Annotated in this window: 16 protein-coding genes; 8 read left to right on the top strand and 8 right to left on the bottom strand. The window is 53.6% G+C overall.

From position 1 onward, the window contains the following. Positions 1-18: 18 nt before the first annotated feature. The 3 genes from VMS83_RS00920 (at position 19) to wecB (ending at position 3,653) form a co-directional block, all read left to right on the top strand. Positions 19-1,125 carry a glycosyltransferase family 2 protein gene (locus VMS83_RS00920; RefSeq protein WP_325408940.1) on the top strand — a complete coding sequence of 369 codons (1,107 nt, stop codon included), beginning with the start codon at positions 19-21 and terminating at the stop codon, positions 1,123-1,125. Between the two features lie 86 nt (positions 1,126-1,211). After that, positions 1,212-2,585 carry a hypothetical protein gene (locus VMS83_RS00915; RefSeq protein WP_325408938.1) on the top strand — a complete coding sequence of 458 codons (1,374 nt, stop codon included), beginning with the start codon at positions 1,212-1,214 and terminating at the stop codon, positions 2,583-2,585. A gap of 3 nt (positions 2,586-2,588) precedes the next feature. Beyond that, positions 2,589-3,653 carry a non-hydrolyzing UDP-N-acetylglucosamine 2-epimerase gene (gene wecB / locus VMS83_RS00910; RefSeq protein ID WP_325408936.1) on the top strand — a complete coding sequence of 355 codons (1,065 nt, stop codon included), beginning with the start codon at positions 2,589-2,591 and terminating at the stop codon, positions 3,651-3,653. 18 nt (positions 3,654-3,671) lie between these two features. On the opposite strand, the gene VMS83_RS00905 is transcribed toward wecB, so the two are convergent. The 3 genes from VMS83_RS00905 to VMS83_RS00895 all read right to left on the bottom strand — a co-directional run bounded on the left by VMS83_RS00905 (position 3,672) and on the right by VMS83_RS00895 (position 6,537). Beyond that, positions 3,672-4,676, bottom strand: coding sequence for a GDP-mannose 4,6-dehydratase (locus VMS83_RS00905; protein ID WP_325408934.1), 1,005 nt, complete (start codon positions 4,674-4,676; stop codon positions 3,672-3,674). 182 nt (positions 4,677-4,858) lie between these two features. Next, positions 4,859-5,593 (bottom strand): glycosyltransferase family 2 protein, encoded by a 735-nt coding sequence (locus VMS83_RS00900; protein WP_325408932.1) that lies wholly within the window; start codon positions 5,591-5,593, stop codon positions 4,859-4,861. Next, the gene (locus tag VMS83_RS00895; protein ID WP_325408930.1) at positions 5,590-6,537 is read right to left on the bottom strand and encodes a lysylphosphatidylglycerol synthase transmembrane domain-containing protein; all 948 of its coding nucleotides are present in this window, start codon (positions 6,535-6,537) and stop codon (positions 5,590-5,592) included. The genes VMS83_RS00900 and VMS83_RS00895 overlap by 4 nt, the downstream gene beginning before the upstream one ends. Before the next feature lie 132 nt (positions 6,538-6,669). Between VMS83_RS00895 and VMS83_RS00890 the strand changes: the two genes are divergently transcribed. The 5 genes from VMS83_RS00890 to VMS83_RS00870 all read left to right on the top strand — a co-directional run bounded on the left by VMS83_RS00890 (position 6,670) and on the right by VMS83_RS00870 (position 12,828). Then, positions 6,670-7,638 carry an EF-Tu/IF-2/RF-3 family GTPase gene (locus VMS83_RS00890; RefSeq protein WP_325408928.1) on the top strand — a complete coding sequence of 323 codons (969 nt, stop codon included), beginning with the start codon at positions 6,670-6,672 and terminating at the stop codon, positions 7,636-7,638. Positions 7,639-7,763: 125 nt separating this feature from the next. Then, a complete protein-coding gene (locus VMS83_RS00885) occupies positions 7,764-8,333 on the top strand; it encodes a LemA family protein (RefSeq protein WP_325408927.1) in 570 nt (189 codons plus the stop codon). A 16-nt stretch (positions 8,334-8,349) separates the two neighbouring features. Further along, positions 8,350-10,182 carry a DUF2207 family protein gene (locus tag VMS83_RS00880; RefSeq protein ID WP_325408926.1) on the top strand — a complete coding sequence of 611 codons (1,833 nt, stop codon included), beginning with the start codon at positions 8,350-8,352 and terminating at the stop codon, positions 10,180-10,182. 133 nt (positions 10,183-10,315) lie between these two features. Continuing rightward, positions 10,316-10,900, top strand: a complete 585-nt coding sequence (locus VMS83_RS00875) for a PPC domain-containing DNA-binding protein (protein WP_325408924.1) — start codon at positions 10,316-10,318, stop codon at positions 10,898-10,900. 20 nt (positions 10,901-10,920) lie between these two features. Beyond that, positions 10,921-12,828: a YgiQ family radical SAM protein gene (locus VMS83_RS00870; protein WP_325408922.1), complete on the top strand. Its 1,908-nt coding sequence runs from the start codon at positions 10,921-10,923 to the stop codon at positions 12,826-12,828. A 145-nt stretch (positions 12,829-12,973) separates the two neighbouring features. Here the strand turns inward: VMS83_RS00870 and VMS83_RS00865 are convergent, their stop codons facing one another. From VMS83_RS00865 to VMS83_RS00845, 5 genes are all read right to left on the bottom strand, one after another. Continuing rightward, complete coding sequence (locus VMS83_RS00865; RefSeq protein ID WP_325408920.1) at positions 12,974-13,657, bottom strand: hypothetical protein; 684 nt, start codon at positions 13,655-13,657, stop codon at positions 12,974-12,976. A 197-nt stretch (positions 13,658-13,854) separates the two neighbouring features. Continuing rightward, positions 13,855-15,207 carry a mannose-1-phosphate guanylyltransferase/mannose-6-phosphate isomerase gene (locus VMS83_RS00860; RefSeq protein ID WP_325408918.1) on the bottom strand — a complete coding sequence of 451 codons (1,353 nt, stop codon included), beginning with the start codon at positions 15,205-15,207 and terminating at the stop codon, positions 13,855-13,857. A gap of 94 nt (positions 15,208-15,301) precedes the next feature. Further along, positions 15,302-17,131: an asparagine synthase (glutamine-hydrolyzing) gene (gene asnB, locus VMS83_RS00855; protein ID WP_325408916.1), complete on the bottom strand. Its 1,830-nt coding sequence runs from the start codon at positions 17,129-17,131 to the stop codon at positions 15,302-15,304. 59 nt (positions 17,132-17,190) lie between these two features. Beyond that, complete coding sequence (locus tag VMS83_RS00850; RefSeq protein ID WP_325408914.1) at positions 17,191-17,994, bottom strand: sulfite exporter TauE/SafE family protein; 804 nt, start codon at positions 17,992-17,994, stop codon at positions 17,191-17,193. Positions 17,995-18,156: 162 nt separating this feature from the next. Then, positions 18,157-18,648 (bottom strand): carboxymuconolactone decarboxylase family protein, encoded by a 492-nt coding sequence (locus tag VMS83_RS00845; RefSeq protein WP_325408913.1) that lies wholly within the window; start codon positions 18,646-18,648, stop codon positions 18,157-18,159. Between the last annotated feature and the right edge of the window lies 1 nt (position 18,649).

Here is an 18,649-nt window from a genome sequence, read left to right as displayed (position 1 = left end):
TTTTTACCGGTGCTCCCGATGTATGACCTGACCGTTATCATTCCCACGTTCAAGGAAGAGTCCAACATCGGCACTATTGTCGAAAGCGTGGATGCGGTTTTTTTACAGAACGGGATCAATGGCGAGATCCTTATTGTTGATGATAACTCACCGGACCGGACTATTGAACGGGTCCGGGATTTACAGAAGAGCAAACCCCATCTCAGTCTCGTGGTGAGGACTGAAGATCCCGGGCTCTCCCAGTCTGTGGTCGAAGGGTTCCATCGGGCACAATCGGATATTTTCCTGGTCATGGATGCGGACCTCTCCCATCCCCCGGCGCTGATCCCGGTGATGCTCACGGAGATTCGTGATGGCAGCGATATCGTCATCGGAAGCCGGTACATGAAGGGCGGCGGGATAAAAAAATGGCCGCTCAAACGGCGTATTATTTCCATGGGAGCAACGTTCCTGGGGCGGCTCCTCTTTCCGGAGATCCACGATCCGGTCAGCGGTTTTTTCGCGGTAAAAAAGGATGTTGTGGTCTCTGCTCCACTCAAGCCGAAAGGGTACAAGATCCTCCTTGAGGTGCTGGGTAAAGGTATGTGGCGGGAAGCAAAGGAGATCCCCTTCGAATTTGTCGATCGGGCAACCGGTTCGAGCAAGCTCAAGGGACAGACGATTGTAGAGTATGCAGAACAGGTGATCGACAATGCCCGGTTTTCCTGGAACCACCATGAGAGCGCGGTCTGGCAGGAATGGGTAAAACTGTTCAGGTTCGGGATTGTGGGGCTCTCGGGGATCGTTGTCAATGAAGGCGTTCTTATCTATCTCAAGGGATATGCTCATGTTATCCTGCCGGTTGCAAGCCTTATCGCCATTGAACTATCGATCCTGAGCAATTTTGTCCTGAACGATACCTGGACCTTCAAGACAGAACAGCAGCACGCCCTGCCGCACTGGTGGCAGCGTCTTCTCTCCTTCCAGATCGTATCCCTTGGGGGGGCGGGGATCAATTTCGTTATCCTCAATGCTCTTGCCGTATATTTCGGCGTTGATTACCGGATTGCCAATATCTTGGGCATCCTTGTGGCATTTGCATGGAATTTCTGGGTAAACCGGCGGGTGACGTGGAAGCATGTCTGATGAAAAAGGATTTTGAAATTTATATTTATGATGTATCTTAATAGATAGAAAGAAAAAACCGAATTACAGGGACCGGAAGTTAGATTATGGCAAAAAAAGATAAAAATGAAAGGGGATCCAAAGAAAAGAAGGGGAAAAGCGGGAATGAACCCTTCTTATTCCTTGGTACACGATTTGCTGCTATTGATAAAACGACTGCGACGAATCACATTCTGCTGCTGATTATTACCACCATAATCATGAAATTTGTGGTTGTTTTTTTTACAACCGCCGTTTTCCATTCATTCATCGATTATTTCGATATCGGTGTTTATCTTAACAGTGTAACTCCTCTCACTCAGGGTCAGTTGCCGTATATCGATTATGCCTTTGAATATCCGATACTTACACTTGTCCCCATTCTTCTCGCGTTCCTCCCCGCCGTACTGACACAAAGCGGCTTGGTATTTGTCCTCTCATTCCAGCTCCTCATGATATTATGTGATCTTTTCATCGTGATTTCCATCTATCTTATCGGGATCAGAATATATCATGAGACAACCGCTTTTTACGGGGGCCTTATCTATGCGACTGCCTTTTCCACCGCGTATTTTGTTATTACAAAATCTGATGCATTTCCAACCGCATTACTCATGGCAGGGCTCCTCTTTGCAGTATACGGAATGGGCAGTCGAGGTTATGCGAGTGCATCTGCAGGTTTTTTTGCCAAATTATTTCCTGCCGTCTCTCTCCCGTTTATGATAGCATACAATGCCAAAAAAACGTCTGTTAAAGAGGAATTGATATCCGCTATCAAGATCTTCCTTATATTCTGTATTGTATTGCTGCTTCCCCTGGCAATTCTTCGTCCTACCACACTGAGCAGCTATCTTTTTGCAACGGGGGGAAGTGTCGGTGTCTATGTTAACACTGCCACATATACCATCTTTGCAGGTCTCTCTGAGGTATTCCCTTCCGGGATATCCTTGAGTTTTCTGTCAACAATAATGTATCTCATCATGGCGGCTGTTCTCCTGCTGCTTTTCGCCATTGCATTTATTGATCGGGAAAAGAAGGAAAAGACGCTATTGGTTCTGACACTGTGCGCCCTTTTTAGTTTGGTCTTTTTTACCAAATTTCATAGTCCACAGTACCTTGTCTGGTTCACACCACTCCTCGCCCTCTTGGTTGCTGACGATATCATTAAGATCGGATTGTTCTATCTTAGCCAGGTCTTTGCATATATTGAATTTCCGTTGCTTTTTGGGACATTTTATACTAATACGCAGTACGTGAATCCTATCGGATCTTCCGGATGGTATCTGACCCTGCTCTTCTTTACCGCTGAGAACATCGTCTTTGTGACTCTTATGTACTTCACTGTCAGACCAGAGTGCGGTATTGTCAGGAAAATCAAGTCATATTATGCGTTATTCTCCCAGAGACCGGAGTCGAACGAGAAATCAGCGGAAAACAGGTGAAACATGAAAATTGCAGTGGCTGCGGGAACCCGACCGGAATTTATTCAAATGGAACCGGTTATCCGGGAGCTGAAGCGTCGAAATATCGAGACCGTGTTTATCCATTCAGGCCAGCACTATGACTATGAAATGGATAGGATCTTTTTCGATGAAATGCACATGCCCGACCCAACGCACTACCTCGGGGTCGGCTCCAAGCTTCCCGGAGAACAAATTGGTGAGATGATTGTCAAATCAGAAAATATCCTGCGTTCAGAAAAACCCGATATGCTTCTCGTTACAGGGGACACAAATACCGCTCTCGGAGTCGCCCTTGCGGCAAATAAAGCGAAGATACGGATCGGCCATTTTGAAGCTGGTATGCGTAGTTTCGACAGGACAATGCCCGAAGAGATCAACCGTATCCTGATCGATAATCTCTCGGATGTTCTTTTTTCCCCGACCCAACGGGGTGTCGATAATCTGCATAACAGCGGGATCCAAGATAATATTTTTCTTGTCGGGGATGTCATGCTCGATTCTATCGTCCATTATCAGACTCTGATTAAATCGCGTCCCCGCATTTTATCCGACATTTCTCTGGGAAAAGAGTCATATCTTCTTTTAACATTGCACCGCGAGGCGAATACAGACAATCACGAGCGGTTGCGTAGTATACTCGGGGCGGTTGGGGATCTTTCCGATCCTGTTGTTTTTCCGATTCATCCCCGTACAAAGCAACGTATAAGCGATTTTTCCCTGTCATTACCGGAGAATATTTACACCGTACCTCCTCAGGGATATTTTGAATTCCTGCGTCTAATTTTTCATTCTGCGAAGCTCCTGACAGATTCGGGGGGTGCCCAAAAACAGGCGTTTTTCCTCTCAAAACCCTGTATTACCCTCAGGCCGAATACTGAATGGGTGGAAACTGTAGATGATGGGTGGAATATTCTGGTTGATGATACTCATGACAGAATTGTCGAGGCTGTAAATACCTTTAATCCCAAAACTCCTCCGAATCTTTCCTTATTTGGAAACGGGAGAAGTGCTGAACGGATAATAGAAAAAATACAAACCCTGCTGTAACAGAATTAAAAAAATTTATTACCTTGAGGACGATCCCTCTTTGATATACCAGCGCACGTAGTTCTCAATACCCTCCCTGATATCGGTCTTCGGGGTAAATCCAAGCATCTTTTTTGCCCGGGTGATGTCGGCTGCGAAACGCATAACCTCCCCGGGCCGTTTCGGGAGATGGATTGGATGCATATCGTTAAGGTCTCTCCCTGTTTCTTTTGCAACCGTATCTATAATGATCTTTGCCAGATCGTTGACGCTGGTCTCTTTACCGGTCCCGAAATTAATCGCGGTGCCAAACATATCCAACTCCCGCCAGTTTTCAATAATTAATGAATATGCTGCAATAAGATCTCCGATATAGTGGAAATCTTTTGTCTGGGTGCCATCACCGTATACCGTTGGCGGACAGTTGCTCATTACCTGTGAGACAAATTTTGGAATCACCGCCGAATACCCTTTCATACGCTGGTTTTGCCCATATGTGTTGAACTGTCGCAGGATGATAATAGGCAGGTTGTATACGTGATGATATGCTGAACACAGGCGGTCCGCAGCTGCTTTTCCAGCGGCATAGGGGGACTGGGGGTTGAACGGATGGTTTTCGTCCATGGGCATATATTGCCCCGTCCCATAAACTTCAGAGGAAGATGCATACAACATCAGCTTGAGGGGATCTTTTCTTGCCATTCCTCGCCGTACTGCTTCAAGTACATTCTGTGTTCCGCGGGTATGGACCTCAAAACTGGGTACCGGGTTGTCAATCGATTCTTCCCAATGAACTTGTGCGGCTAGATGGAAGACCATATCTACGTTATTCACAAGTCTATCCACAAGGTCAAAATCCATAACCGAACCTTTGACAAAGTAAAAATTCGGGGAATAATTATAACAGGCCCGAATATTATCCGTGGTACTTCTGGACAAATCGTCGAGAACAATGACCCTGTGCCCGGTTTTGAGAAGGAATTCAGTTAAATTACTACCGATAAATCCCGCTCCACCTGTGATTAATACCGTTTCCTTATGCATGCTCTAATCGTTTCCCTTCAATTCTATTGTTCAATTGGCAATTTATTTGTAGATAGGGGCCGGTAAAAATATAAACATTATGAAGTCGGTACAAAGTTATTTGTTAAGAAATCTTATTAAAAATTGTTTGAATAATGACACATCATAATGCCGGGATTTGTATAAATTTTTCGCTTTTGTGATTACTGCCACCTTTTTCTGAGATATTTTGCTTTAAATATCTTAAAAAGAATCCGAAGATTGTTCCGAATCTCTTTTTTCACATTTAATTTGGATTCGCCATACTCTCTGGTATATACCCTTACTCCAATCTCATAAACCGATTTTTTATTCAGGATTATCTTTGCGAGAATCTCAGCACAGATCTCAAAATTGTTGCTCTCCAGAGTCAGCTCATCCAATGCACTTTTCCGATAAAGCCTGAAGATGGCGCTCATACAGGTCAGGTCCTCCTGTAATAATATCCGGTAAAGGAAATTAACGGATTTACTGATATAGAGCCGAAACGGTGAGGCGATCTCTTTTGCCAGGTCTTTTTCCCTGTACGGAGATGCTGAAATACAATCAGACCCCAATCTCTCGTACGCTGCGAGCAGTTTTTCGATATCCTCAGGTCGATAAGTGAGATCGGAATCCAGCATAATGACGATCTGTCCAGAACAATGGGAGAGCCCTGTCCTGATTGCACCCCCCATTCCTTTGTTCACCTGGTACGAGATGACCACAACATTTTTCTGTGTTGCCGCGAGTTTGTCAAGTTCAGTTTCCGTTGCATCACTGCTGCCATCGTTCACCAATATGTATTCGCAGGCCTCCCCATGCCGTTTTATAATCTCGTCGGCAATCGGGAACAGCCGTTCAGGATAGCGACGGGCGTTCTCAGCTTCGTTATATAAGGGAATAAGAATGGAGATCATGTTGTGACACCCAAACATTGGTCTGTTGTGTATTTTGAACAGATAAATCCTAAAATCAGCACAAGATACATTGACAACATCCTGTCGATAAGAACAATTGCCATGGAATCTGAAGCTGCTACGCCAAGGAAGAGAAGCAGGTACCCCAAAGAACCTTCCATCACACCCACTCCGAGGGGAATCTGGGAGACGAGGCCGGCAATAATTGAAAGACAGAAGAAGATCGTCAGAATGAGCGGATTTAGAGTATAGCCAAATGCCAGGGCCACGACAAACAGTGTTAAAAAATCGCAGCTCAATGAACATCCCGTTATGACGAAGACACGAAGAATGTCTGGGAACGGCAGTTTTTTGATCTCAAAGCCATCCGGGATTTTATTGAGCACCGGAAGTTTTGATTTGTGTTTTTCCAGTACTTTGAGAAAATAGTCCGCTTTATAATAAAAAAGGAAAAGAAGAACGAGGATGATCGCGGTCACCTCAAGGATGATCACGGTAATCCCTTTCAGCTGGATAAACACAATGGCAAAGGCCGCCAGAAAAAGAATCATAAGTTCGAAAAACCGCTCATAAAAAATCATGGAGATTCCATTAAAAATATTCAGGGAATATCTCCTCTGCATATAATATGCCTTATAAAGATCCCCGACTTTGCCCGGCGTAATGTTGGCATAAAATAAGCTCGCAACACTGACAAGCGCGGCGTCATGCCATGTAATTTCTGTATCATATTTTTGACTCAGGAATTTCCAGCGGACAATCCTGAATGCGATAGTGCAAAGGGACAGGCATAACGCGAGAAAAAGTAAGGGGATATTGACTTTGAAAAGAACCTGATAGTTTTGAATAATTCCAGATACTGATATAACATAACCAAGAATCAGGAACCCTATACAGAAAAGAAGAATCTGCAACAATTTTTGATGATTTTTTGTAAATTCCATAAATCACACCGGGATGACTGGTCTGCCTCTCTTATAATTAATAGACACTGACGGATATATCTAAATCGGTCAGGAGAGATCTCCCCCAGAGAAACAACACTCATATCCTGTAAACACATACCAGTATTTACCATGTCCAATATCACCGTCACAGTCCTTGCCCCGAACGGCTTTTCCGACGCACTGGGAAAGAAGGGGACGACCAGCGATATCACCTTTTATAATCTGAAAAAAGGCGAGGCCACGGTCACCTTTATTGAACCAACCCGGTATCCGGAAAAACTCTCCTCCCTTTTTTATGCAATCTCCCTTGCCGACCGTATCATTCTCGTGGTAGACGAGATCACGGCAACGTTCGGTGAGATGGTCCTGATGCTCCAGTGTGCCGGAAAGGCACATGGCACCCTCATCTTCCGCAATTACCTCTCCCCGGACCAGATTGCTCCGCTCATCAGGGGCACCGTCCTCGAGCATTACGACACCGCTGAGAACGATCCGATCGGTATCCGGGAAAACCTGCTCGATGCTGCAGCCAAGATGACCGCCCACCAAAAGGCAAAAGAGGGCGGGAACGGCACCCTCCCTATCGATCACCATTTCAACGTCAAGGGTGTCGGCACCGTTGTCCTCGGGTGCGTGACCCACGGAGTTGTTAAAAAACACGACTCGTTAAAGGTGCTCCCGACCACAAAGAGCGCCCAGGTCCGCTCCATCCAGAAGCACGACGATGATGCCGAGACCGCGGTCACCGGCGATCGGGTGGGCCTTGCTCTCAAGGGTATCGAAGCTGATGACCTCGACCGGGGCTATGTCCTCACGAACGACCCGGCAATAAAATGCTCGCCCGTGGTCACCGGAAAGGCGCAGCTCGTCAGGTACTGGCCGGCACCCTTAAAGGAAGAGATGGTGATCTACCTTGGTCACTGGATGCAGTTCCTCCCCTCGCGCCTCACGAAAGTTACCGCTGACGGGGATTGGAGGATGCCTGAACTCACTTTCACCTTAGAAAAAGAACTGGTCTATCCCCCCGGGGCCCGGGCAGTCCTGCATTACCTCGAGGGCGGGAAGCTCCGGGTCGTAGGCACCCTGACACTGCAGTAATTTTTTCCGCAAAGGATCCCGATCGTTCCCCTCTTTTTATCATTCGGTAAACGCAAGGGGCAACCAAAATCTCTCTCTACCCCACCTATTATCTGGTACCGCATGCATCTGTGTACTGATAACACATGCTTGGCGATATCCTCTCCTGGATCATCCTGATCGTTATTATCCTGATTGTCGTCGGCCTTATCCTCTGGGCCGTGGGCATCTATAACCGGTTCCAGTCCCTGAAAAACTCGTCCGAGGCAACCCTGGGGCAGATCCGTGTCGCGATGAAGAAGCGGCTGGATATGATCGACCAGCTGCTCGGGGCAGTGAAGAGCTATGCCAAATTCGAGCAGGAGACACTCACCAAGGTCACTGCGATGCGGGCGAGTGTTGCAACCGCTGGCCCCGGAGACCTCAACAAGGTCGAGGCAGAGTCCCGCTCCATCTTCGGACGGCTCCTTGCCGTTGCCGAGAATTACCCGGATCTCAAGACCTCCCAGACGGTCACCTCGCTCATGGATTCGGTCAAGAGCCTTGAGGACGAGATTGCCCGCCAGAGATACACCTACAACAATATCTCGCAGGAATTCAACACGATGATGGACACGATACCCTCGAAATTTATCGGCCACATGACGGGTATGCCCAAGCTCGAATACCTCCAGTTCGAAGAAGAGATCAAGACTCCGCCGAAGATCGAGTTCTGATAAGGGGGATTTTGCGGTGGGCGAAACCAGGCAGATTGCCGGCCTTGTCATTATCACGCTCGTCCTTGGCATCGCCGGCCTTGCCATCGTCAGCGTGGTTACCCCCCTTTTCCAGGGGGACCTTACTGTAAGCTCGTACGATGCCACCCTGTATGGGAACGGTACGCTACAGGAGCAGTACATCTACCAGGTACAGAACTCCGGTGAGTACCGGATGCTGTTCCGTTCATGGGAAGCCCCCCTGGCATTTGTTACCGGAAGCCAGCAGCCGTACGTCCAGTTTGTCTCCATTGCCCCGCCGGCCGGCTCGATCGGTTATGCCAAGGATGCCACATCCGATGTCTCGCTCACCGGCTCTTCGGATCCATCGGTACAAAATCTCGTCGGTCGCCTGGCCGAGACAAGCGAGGTGGGCGTTTTCAACTCCGCGTATTACGATGCAGGCACGTACACGGTCCAGAGCACGTACGTGATCCACCCCCCCATTGAAGACGATGGGACGACCACTCACCTCAATTTCCAGTTTGCCGGCTCGAACCATATCCCGTACCAGGATATCCGGATCACGGTGCCGGCAGACGGTGTGAACCAGATCTACGTGTACCCGCCCACCCTGCACGCGGAAAAGACCGGTAGTACCTACACGATCACCGGCAGTGCCGCAGGAAACGAGAACATTGCTGTTGAGATGCTTGCCGGCGAAGGAGGGTTTGCCCAGATCCCGGGGTTCAGGACAACCGGCACCAACCTCCAGGCTCAGACCGCGTCCGCTGCCTTCTGGTATGACCTGCCCTATACGGCTGCCGCCATCCTCTCGTATCTTGCGGATGCGGCGGTGCTCCTCGTACCCCTGTTCCTGCTCCTTATCTACTACCATTACGGACGTGAGAAGAAATTTACCGTCACCACCTACCTGAGCACCGTTCCCAACCCCGCTCTCAAGCCCTGGCAGGTAAATCTCCTCTTCAAGGGCGATGCGCTGGACTTCGACCAGGACGGGTATTACGCAACCCTCCTTGACCTGCATCGGCGCAAGCTCATCGCGATCACGCCGGCTGCAAACGGGAAAGGCCCCGAGATCCGCGTCCTTTCCACGCAGACTGTCGATCCCTACGAACAGAGGGTTCTTGCGTTTGTCCAGCGGCTCTCCGAGAATAACGTGCTTTCCACGGCAACCCTGGAAACGCTCGTGAAAAGTGCACAGACCAGCAGTCTTGCCGAGGAGAAAGCGCTGCTGTACCAGAAGAATTTCTCCGATGTGACGACACGGGCGGATACGACGATTGCCTATGAGTACATGGTGGACGGGAGGGACCATATCTCACCGTTCATCGCGATTGCGGCTGTCGCGTGCGCCGTCACGTTCATGCTCGCGCTCGTCCTGCCGGCGCAGTCAGCAACCCTGGTCCCGGCCGTGGTGCTCCTTGTCATTGCCGTGATCCAGCTGGTGATCGCATGGGCCGCACCCTCGACCCTTTTTGGGCACTGGAAAGATGACCATTACAAGGACAAGCTGGAATGGGATGCCTTTGCCCACTTCCTCTCGGATATGGCCATGATCCGGAAATATGCCCCCGAGGATCTCCCGATGTGGGGTGACTGGCTGGTGTACGGTACGGCACTTGGGGTCGGCGATAAGGTGGAACAGGCGATGAAGGAGCTCAATATCCCGGTGGCTGAGACCGGGGTGCCGATGGGAGTTATGGGTATGAACATGGTCTTTATGCCCATCACGAGTTTTGTCCCCATGAGTCAGGGGGGAGCCCGGGGCGGGTTCGGAGGAGGAGGCTTTGGCGGCGGATTTGGCGGGGGCGGAGGGTTCGGTGGCGGTGGTGCCGGAGGGAGGTAGGCCTGCGCGATCAGCGGGTTTTCACCCGGCTCTCCTCCGGGCATGAACCGTTTTTCTTCCAAAAAGGGGGGAAAAGAGATATAATTCCGCGCCAATCCATTGAATACCAAGAATACAAGAGAAGAGCAGATCTATGCAATATTCGGAAGGCCGGCTTGGCCGGGTATTTGTCCTGCGGATCGATGATGGCGAAGATTTTCTGGCCGTCACCCGGGAGTTTGTAAAAAACAAGGCAGTGCAGGCCGGATCCCTCCTTTTTCTGGGTGCCCTCCGGCAGGGGCGGATGGTAACCGGCCCCGAGTCGCTGGCCATTCCTCCCGAGCCCCATTACGTGATGTTCGAAGGTGGCTGGGAGATGGTGGGGATGGGAACTATCTGCCCGGGCGAGGATGGCCCGGCGATCCATTTCCATGCATCGGTCGGCCGTGCCGGCCATGCCCTGACCGGATGCCTGCGGGAGAAGGCGGTAACGTACATTGTCGCCGAGGTCATTGTCCTCGAATTCACCGGCCTTGACATCCGGCGCCAGCCTGACGAGAAGACCGGGCTCGCACTGCCGGTGCACGGAACCGCCGGGGGGACCGGACAGCATCCCTCTTTATCTGCCGTGCCCGGGGCCACTCCCGGGGAACCTGTTCCTGAAGAGAAGGAAGACGAGGATACACCGGGCGGCCTTGCCGAGATCATCCGGGACCTGACCCGGCGCCCGCGTACCTGATCCCTCACTTTTCGCCCCTTATGAGATCCCAGCCACAGTTCCTCCCGCTCACCCCCGCCGAGGGCAGGGAGTGTGGCATCGACCGGTTTGATATTGTCCTTGTCACCGGTGATGCGTACGTAGATCACCCCTCTTTTGGCACGGCCCTTATCGGCCGGGTCCTCTGGGATGCAGGTTTTTCCGTGGGCATTATCGCCCAGCCGGATATAAAAACCCAGAAGGACTTTACCGCCCTCGGCACTCCCCGGCTCTTCTTTGGTATCTCTTCCGGGAACGTTGACTCGATGGTCAACAACTTCACCCCCAACCTGAAGCGCCGGAGCGCCGATGTGTACTCCCCGGGGGGGGCTCTCCGGCGCCCGGACCGGGCGACCATCGTGTATACACAGCAGATACACGCGGCATTTCCCGGTGTGCCCATCGTTCTGGGGGGCATTGAGGCCAGTCTGCGCCGGTTTGCGCACTACGATTACTGGCAGGACCGGGTCCGCCAGTCAATCCTTGCCGATGCCCCGGCCACCCTTCTTGCCTATGGTATGGCAGAGCAGCAGATGGTAGCGATCGCCCAGCGTTTGGATGCCGGGGAACCGGCCCGGTCCATCCGGGATATCCCGGGCACCTGCTATACTATGGAAGTGGCCGAATGGCGTGCCAGGCGACCGGATGACATCGTTGAAGTCCCCTCATTTTCTGAAGTTTCTTCGGATAAAACCGCGTATGCCCGGGCTTTTGCCCTGCACTACCGGGAGCAGGACCCGGTCCGGGGCCGGCCGGTGGCCCAGACTCACCCCAAAACCGTGGTCGTCCAGAACCCCCCGGCCCGGCCCCTTCCGGCCGCCGAACTCGACCGTATTTACGAGCTGCCCTTCTCGCGCCGGGCCCACCCCTCGTACAAAAAATCTGTCCCGGCGCTCGAACCGGTGCAGTTCTCGGTCGTGAGCCACCGGGGCTGTTTCGGGAGCTGCTCGTTCTGCGCTCTCACCCACCACCAGGGAAGGATCGTCCAGAGCCGGAGTGCAGAGTCCCTTGTCCGAGAAGTGACAAGGATGGCCACGATGCCCGAATTCAAGGGGGTCGTCCAGGACGTGGGCGGACCGACTGCCAACATGTACGGGATGGGATGCGACCGCTGGGACGTGGCAGGATCCTGCCCGGACAAGTCCTGTTCGCCGGCCTGTCCCACGCTCCGGACCAGCCATCGGCAGCTTGTGGACCTTCTCCGGAAAATCAGCAGTGTGCCCGGGGTGAAAAAGGTCTTTGTCGGTTCCGGTATCCGGTACGATCTTGTGCTTGCTGACGATCCCGGCTCCCGGTACCTGGAGGAGCTCTGCGAACACCATGTATCAGGGCACCTCAAAGTGGCCCCGGAGCATGTCTCGCCCCGGGTCACCATGGCCATGAACAAGCCGGACGGGGCCGTTTTCGACCGGTTCGTGGACCGGTTCGAATCGCTCCAGAAGGGGAAAGGAAAGCGCCAGTATCTTGTCCCCTATTTCATGTCCGGTCACCCGGGCTGCACGGTGAATGACATGGTTGCTCTTGCCGAATATATCCGGGATCGCGGGCTCTATACCGAGCAGGTACAGGATTTCACGCCCACTCCCATGAGCGTCTCCACGTGCATGTACTACACCGGCTTAAACCCGTTCACCCTCGAACCTGTACATGTGCCCAAAGGGCGGGAGAAGAAGATCCAGCGGGCACTCCTGCAGTACCGGGAGCCGCAGAACCGGGGCCTCGTGCTTGAAGGTCTCCGTACGGCAGGACGGGAAGATTTGATCGGGACCGGGAAGAAATGCCTTGTTGCCGGGGAGAAGTGCGGTGACCGGTACCGGCCGGGGCCTGCAGCACGAGGAAAGCGAACCCGGCGACAGGATCCCGGCCACGATCCGGGATCAACATCAAAAAAAGTCCCGGAAGGCGAGTGAACTTATTCCCGAAAGTCCGGGAATCCTGTGTCAGGTTTAAATGGGGCAGTGCAACGCGATTTCATTTTTGCGAAATTAGGATGCGTTGATGGACTTTCACGGTTTTCACGCCGGTTTTTATTTCTACAAGAATAAAAAAAGGGATTTATCCCCATCCCACAAGCTCAGACGTGGTCGAGCCAGTTGCTGTACTCGAGCTGATCTGCACCGGGACGGGAACGCCGGGTGCTGACCAGAAAGTGACCGTGGCCCCGTTCTCTGATTTGGTATACTTACTTGCTGTGGGGTACGTTCCTGCAGGGACCGTGACCGACTCAATGCCTGCGAACGTGAGCGTGGACTCCTTGTTGAAATTGGTTGCAGACATCTGATTGAGCTGGGCTGCGGGGATCGCCAGGGTCATGGTCTTGCCGTTGACCGTCATGGTCATCGTACCGCCAAGGATGCTGTTCATTGCAGAATCATAGTAATAGTCATACACCCCGTTCATGGCCGATGAGGTCATAGTGACTTTCATTTCGACAGCCGGCTGCCCGTTGTACGTACTGGTGGATCGCTCCATCTTCATGTCTATCGCCATCTCATTTCCCTGGCTTGTCGTTGTGGTGTGGTATTCCATCCAGTTGTAGCTTGAGCCGAAGACGGATGAGGAACTTACCGTCGAACCCACCTGTTGCGTCGATGATGCAGGAGCCGATGATGAGCTTCCTGATGACGACGGGCCGGATCCCCCGGACGAGGTTGTTGTTGTCTGGGATGCACAACCCGCACATGCGATTGCAATCACGATAAGCATGACCGCAATAATACCGATATATGCTGACTTCATATTAGTCCTCCAAAGATCTACACAAGAATCTCAACCATCCGTTTTCAGGCACCGAAAAACAGGATTGTCAGGATCTGGTTGTTATCTCATACACTATATATTAAAAAAATTTCGAAATTTATTCAATACTTATTCCCGCATCAAATTCGAGTGCAGCAGAATCAGAATCTCCACCAAAAACAGGAATAATCCACCCCTTACGTCCTGCCGTAATCGTCCTCGAACCGGACAATATCGTCCTCTTCGAGATACTGGCCCAGCTGCACTTCGATCACTTCGAGCGGGATCACACCGGGATTTTTGAGCCGGTGCTGGATCCCGCTCGTGACAAACGTGCTCTCTCCCTGCCGGAGGAGTTTTATCTCGCCGTTGAGCTCTACCTCTGCGGTTCCGCTCACCACCACCCAGTGCTCGCTCCGGTGGTGGTGGAGCTGGAGGGAGAGTTTCTGGCCGGGCTTGACCGTGACACGTTTGATCTTGAAACCCGGCGTATTCTCAAGTACCGTATACGACCCCCACGGGCGATGAACCTGGCGGTGGAACTGGGTGACCGGATCCCCCTGTTTTTTTAACCGGCCGACAAGGTCCTTGACCTGTTCGGTGTACCGGTTATCGCAGACCAGGAGCGCGTCGGCCGTGTCCACAACAACAAGGTTGTCTACGCCGATAAGACCCACGCGCTTTCCGCCCGGCGCATCCACATAATTGTGCCGGGCCGCAAGGTACTCGGCCTCCCCGGCGTTCCCCTCACCATCGTGGGTCTTGACTGCATAGAGTGTGGCAAAGGTCCCCAGATCGCTCCATTCCATATCGAGCGGTACGACCGCTACCTTCTTTGAGGGCTCCAGCAGGCCGTAATCGATCGAAATGGCGTCGAGTCCCCCGAACTCCGGCGTGGCGTTCCCGGCAAACGCGGCGGCGAGCCGGGGCTGGTATTTTTTGAGCTCCGCAAAGAACACGGGAACAGAGAGGAGGAAGATCCCGCTGTTCCAGAGATATCCTTTCTTCACGTAGGCAGCGGCGGTCTTTGCATCCGGTTTCTCTTTGAACTCCTCGACCGCAAAGCCGGGAGGAAGCTCCTTTCCAGGCCTGATGTACCCGTAGCCGGTATGGGGGGACGTCGGCTTAATCCCGAATGTAACCAGGCAGTCATTTCCAAGGGACTCTGCCTCACTGATTCTCTCGGCCGCGTCGTCACCGAGCAGGTGATCGCTGGGGAAGACCACGGCCGTGGCATCCTTCTCCTCTGCACGGATCTGCTGCATGGCCCAGGCAATGGCAGGGAGAGTATTCTTCTGGACCGGCTCTGCAAGGATGTGCCCTTCGGGAACAGCATATCCCAGCTCATCGATCTGGTTACGGACAAGATAACGGTGGATCGCGTTTGTCACCACCCAGATCCCGTCATCCCCGGAGAGCTTTTTTGCCCGCTCGCAGGTCTTCTGGAAGAGTGATCTCCCGTCCATCGGGATGAACTGCTTGGGGAAATACTCACGGGAGAGAGGCCACAGCCGCGTTCCCACACCCCCGGCAAGGATAATGGTCTTCATGGAATGCCCTGAACCTGACGCGGGACAGCGTTCCCGGTCGGCCTTCTAGTACTAGTGTCCGGGCCAATCATTATAAAAGCCGATCCCGGGCCGGTCACAAAACCGGTGCAGCCGCAGTATCGAAAAAGGTTTTCAGCCAGAGTTCGGTGCAGGCGATCCGCCAGATCTCAGGGGAGTATGCCGTGGTCCCGGCAAGGAACTCCTGGTAGTCCCGGAGTACCGCATCTGCATCCCAGTAGGGCCGCCCTTTGAACCGGTCCGAGGAGAAAAGATCGAGCATAAACGGCCGGAGCTCGTCTCTCATCCAGCACTCCTCCGGGGTGACAAACCCCATCTTGTCCCCACGACGCCGCACGGATTCGGGGACAAGCCCCCTGATTGCAGTCCGCAGGGCGACCTTGGTACAACCTCCCCGGATCTTCTGCGAGAGGGGGAGCGATGCAACATATTCCACCAGCCGCACGTCGAGGTACGGCACGCGGGACTCTAAGGAGAACCCCATAGCGTTCCGGTCCTCGTAGTGGAGCAGGGCCGGCAGGTTGGTGGAGAGGAGTTCGCGGTGCAGGACAGCATCAAGCGTGCCGCCATACCGGTCTATGGGCTTTGCCGTGCATTTCACCAGACCCCGACGGGTCCTGCGCACCGCAAGCTGCCCCCGGGCGGCAGCAAAGAAAGCCCGGTGGCGCCGGAGGCTGCCGGCAATCTCGCGGGCTGCCGTCCCCCAGTGAAGGTGCCGGATGAGCCCCCGGATGTAACTGCCCTGGTACCCCAGGTACCCGGCAAGAAGCTCATCAGCTCCCTGCCCGTCCAGCACCACCTTGACCTTTTTTTGTGCCAGGCGCATCACGCAGTACTGGGCATAGATGGAGAGCGAACCAAAGGGCTCATCCTGCAGGTACACCAGGTGCCCGATATCTTCCCGGAGCTGGCCCGGGGCCGGCTCGGTCCGGTCCGCGTCCACCCCGGTGGCGGCTACGACTTCGTCGATATACCGGCTCTCGTCAAAGCGCGTGCCCGGGAAGACCACCGAGAATGTCTTCTGCCGTTCACCTACGCTCTCCGGCGCATCGCTCCTGATAAGGGTGTTGATGGTGGCCGTAAGGGCAGAGGAGTCTATTCCTCCCGAGAGGCAGGTGCCGACCGCCACATCGCTCCGCGTGTGGATCCGGGTGGCTGCGAGGAGCAGGTCCTTGAGCCGGGCAGCAACGGTGGGGTCATCATCCCCTCCCCGGATCTCCGGATTCACGGTCACGTCCCAGTACCGGAAGGGCGTCTGGATCCCGTCTTTTGTCACCACCAGGGCATGGGCCGGCTCGATCTGGAAGATACCCCCAAACATTGTCCGGCTGCAGTGGTCCTGCACACCCCAGGTAAGGTACGTACAGAGTATCTCGTTGTCCGGTCGTTTTCCGGCTTCCGGGTGGGCGAGCAGCGCCTTGATCTCCGATGCAAAAAGGAACGATCCGCCGGCCCCGGTGTAATAGAACGGCTTGATACCGAACCGGTCCCGGGCGCAGAAGAGCTCCTGTTTTTTCTCATCCCAGAGGGCAAACGCCCACATGCCGTTGAACCGGGCAAGGCACTCGTGCCCCCACTCTTCGTACGCATGGAGGATCACCTCGGTATCGGATTTCGAGTAGAACGTATGCCCCTTGTGCGCCAGCTCCTCCCTGAGCTCTACGAAATTATAGATCTCGCCGTTGAAGACCAGCCAGAGTGTGCGATCTTCGTTGGTCATCGGCTGGAGGCCGTCGGGAGAGAGGTCGATGATGGCAAGCCTGCGGTGGACAAGGCCGGCACTCCCGCTCACATGGGTGCCTTCGCCATCCGGGCCACGATGGGCAAGCCTCTCTGACATGGCCGCAAGGAGCCGGCGGTCGGGCCTTCCCCCGGTATAGCAGTACTGCCCTGCGATCCCGCACATTCACCAGAATGTTAGTTGCCGGGGGGATTAAAACGATGCTCAGCCGGAACAGACGCCGTTCAGATGAAAAGGCTGGCGAGAAGCACCACCGCCATCATCAGGAGAAGGCATCCGAAGATCTGCCGGATATGCCCGTCCCTGACCCGGGTTGCAACGACCGTCCCCAGGCACGCCCCGACTGCGGCACCGGTGCCGTATACCGCAACAAACGGGAGCGAGAGCGAGTCCAGTGCTGCATGGGTGGCGGTCCCGGCCACCGCGATGCCGATGACTGTAAACATCGAAGTAGCCACTGCGTAGGTAAAGGGGATTCCCAGCGTTGCCAGAGCGGGTACAAAGATGACGCCGCCGCTCGTACCGGTAATCCCGCCAATGAACCCTCCCGCGGCCCCCCATACGATCAGGTGCAGGTAGGGAATTCGTGTTATCGGCTGGGTGCCCTGTACCGGGACCGCGATCGAGAGCACAAACGAGGGCCCCCTGGTGATCCCGACGAGGAACCGGAATGCCGGTACCAGCATCTCGAGGGAGATCATGATCATTGCGCACGAAAAAATGAGGATCAAAATGCGGGTATCGGTCAGATGGGCGACATACGAACCCAGGATTGAGAAGAGGACTGAGGGGGGGATCATGACGAGCGCAACCCGGTAGAGGATTTTTTTCTGCCGGGAAAACCAGAAGGAAGCGGAGAGGGAGGTGAAGATCATCACTGCAAGGCTGGTCCCCATGGCGGTTTTGAGGTCGAGATGGAAGAGAATGGTAAGCGTGGGTACGAAGAAGAAACCGCCGCCAACCCCCATGACTGCAGAGACGATACCACAGCCCAATGCCACAATCCACGCGACGACGTACTCGAACACGGCAGCTCTCTTGTGTTTTGTGTCTGGGAGCTTATTATAATAAGGGCGGGTATAATGCCCGGGATCGCAAGCAATCCGGCAGGATGGATACCCTGTCGGTGGCGACAATCCGGGAGTTTCATGCACCCCCGTCCGATAACCCGCCGTAAAAAAGGGAAGAGATTATTTCTTCTTCCTGCCGGCCTTCGCCCGTTTTGGTTGGGCCTTCTGATCCTTTACTGCCATCACATCGCAGGGGAAGCACCGTGCCAGCCGTTCGTCGATTACCCGGTAGGCATTGGCGAGCACGGACGAATTCGAGATCATCCCCGAGAGCAGGATAACCTCGAGGATCTCCTCTCGTGTCGCCCCCATCCGGATCGCCGCCTGCATATGGTAACTCGTGCAGTACTGGCATTTGAGGGCCGCTCCCACCGCCATGCTGATCAGCTCCACGTACTTGGGGTCAAGGCTGCTTGTCTCGGCCACGCTGCCCTTGTACAGTAAGTGGGAGATGAGCACCTCGGGCCGTTCTGCCATGCGCTGGAAGATGAGCGGAATCTTCCCGTACTCGCGCTCGATGATCTTCAGCCATTCCTCGGCAGTGGCATCCGCACCCTGCTCAACAATTTTCCTGAGCCTGTCCTCGAACTCGTCTTCCTGCCTGCGTCCCATG

Source organism: Methanoregula sp. (genome assembly GCF_035543475.1).
Lineage (GTDB): Archaea > Halobacteriota > Methanomicrobia > Methanomicrobiales > Methanospirillaceae > Methanoregula.
The sequence above is the reverse complement of the archived record's forward strand: the minus strand, read 5'-3'. Positions and strand labels throughout refer to the sequence as shown.

Excerpts from the sequence above, each read along its gene's own strand:
- VMS83_RS00920 (WP_325408940.1), top strand. The coding sequence starts at position 19 with ATGTATGACCTGACCGTTATCATTCCCACGTTCAAGGAAGAGTCCAAC.
- VMS83_RS00870 (WP_325408922.1), top strand. The coding sequence starts at position 10,921 with ATGAGATCCCAGCCACAGTTCCTCCCGCTCACCCCCGCCGAGGGCAGG.
- VMS83_RS00890 (WP_325408928.1), top strand. The coding sequence starts at position 6,670 with ATGTCCAATATCACCGTCACAGTCCTTGCCCCGAACGGCTTTTCCGAC.
- wecB (WP_325408936.1), top strand. The coding sequence starts at position 2,589 with ATGAAAATTGCAGTGGCTGCGGGAACCCGACCGGAATTTATTCAAATG.
- VMS83_RS00845 (WP_325408913.1), bottom strand. The coding sequence starts at position 18,648 with ATGGGACGCAGGCAGGAAGACGAGTTCGAGGACAGGCTCAGGAAAATT.
- VMS83_RS00865 (WP_325408920.1), bottom strand. The coding sequence starts at position 13,657 with ATGAAGTCAGCATATATCGGTATTATTGCGGTCATGCTTATCGTGATT.
- VMS83_RS00875 (WP_325408924.1), top strand. The coding sequence starts at position 10,316 with ATGCAATATTCGGAAGGCCGGCTTGGCCGGGTATTTGTCCTGCGGATC.
- VMS83_RS00905 (WP_325408934.1), bottom strand. The coding sequence starts at position 4,676 with ATGCATAAGGAAACGGTATTAATCACAGGTGGAGCGGGATTTATCGGT.
- VMS83_RS00860 (WP_325408918.1), bottom strand. The coding sequence starts at position 15,207 with ATGAAGACCATTATCCTTGCCGGGGGTGTGGGAACGCGGCTGTGGCCT.
- VMS83_RS00895 (WP_325408930.1), bottom strand. The coding sequence starts at position 6,537 with ATGGAATTTACAAAAAATCATCAAAAATTGTTGCAGATTCTTCTTTTC.
- VMS83_RS00915 (WP_325408938.1), top strand. The coding sequence starts at position 1,212 with ATGGCAAAAAAAGATAAAAATGAAAGGGGATCCAAAGAAAAGAAGGGG.
- asnB (WP_325408916.1), bottom strand. The coding sequence starts at position 17,131 with ATGTGCGGGATCGCAGGGCAGTACTGCTATACCGGGGGAAGGCCCGAC.
- VMS83_RS00900 (WP_325408932.1), bottom strand. The coding sequence starts at position 5,593 with ATGATCTCCATTCTTATTCCCTTATATAACGAAGCTGAGAACGCCCGT.
- VMS83_RS00885 (WP_325408927.1), top strand. The coding sequence starts at position 7,764 with ATGCTTGGCGATATCCTCTCCTGGATCATCCTGATCGTTATTATCCTG.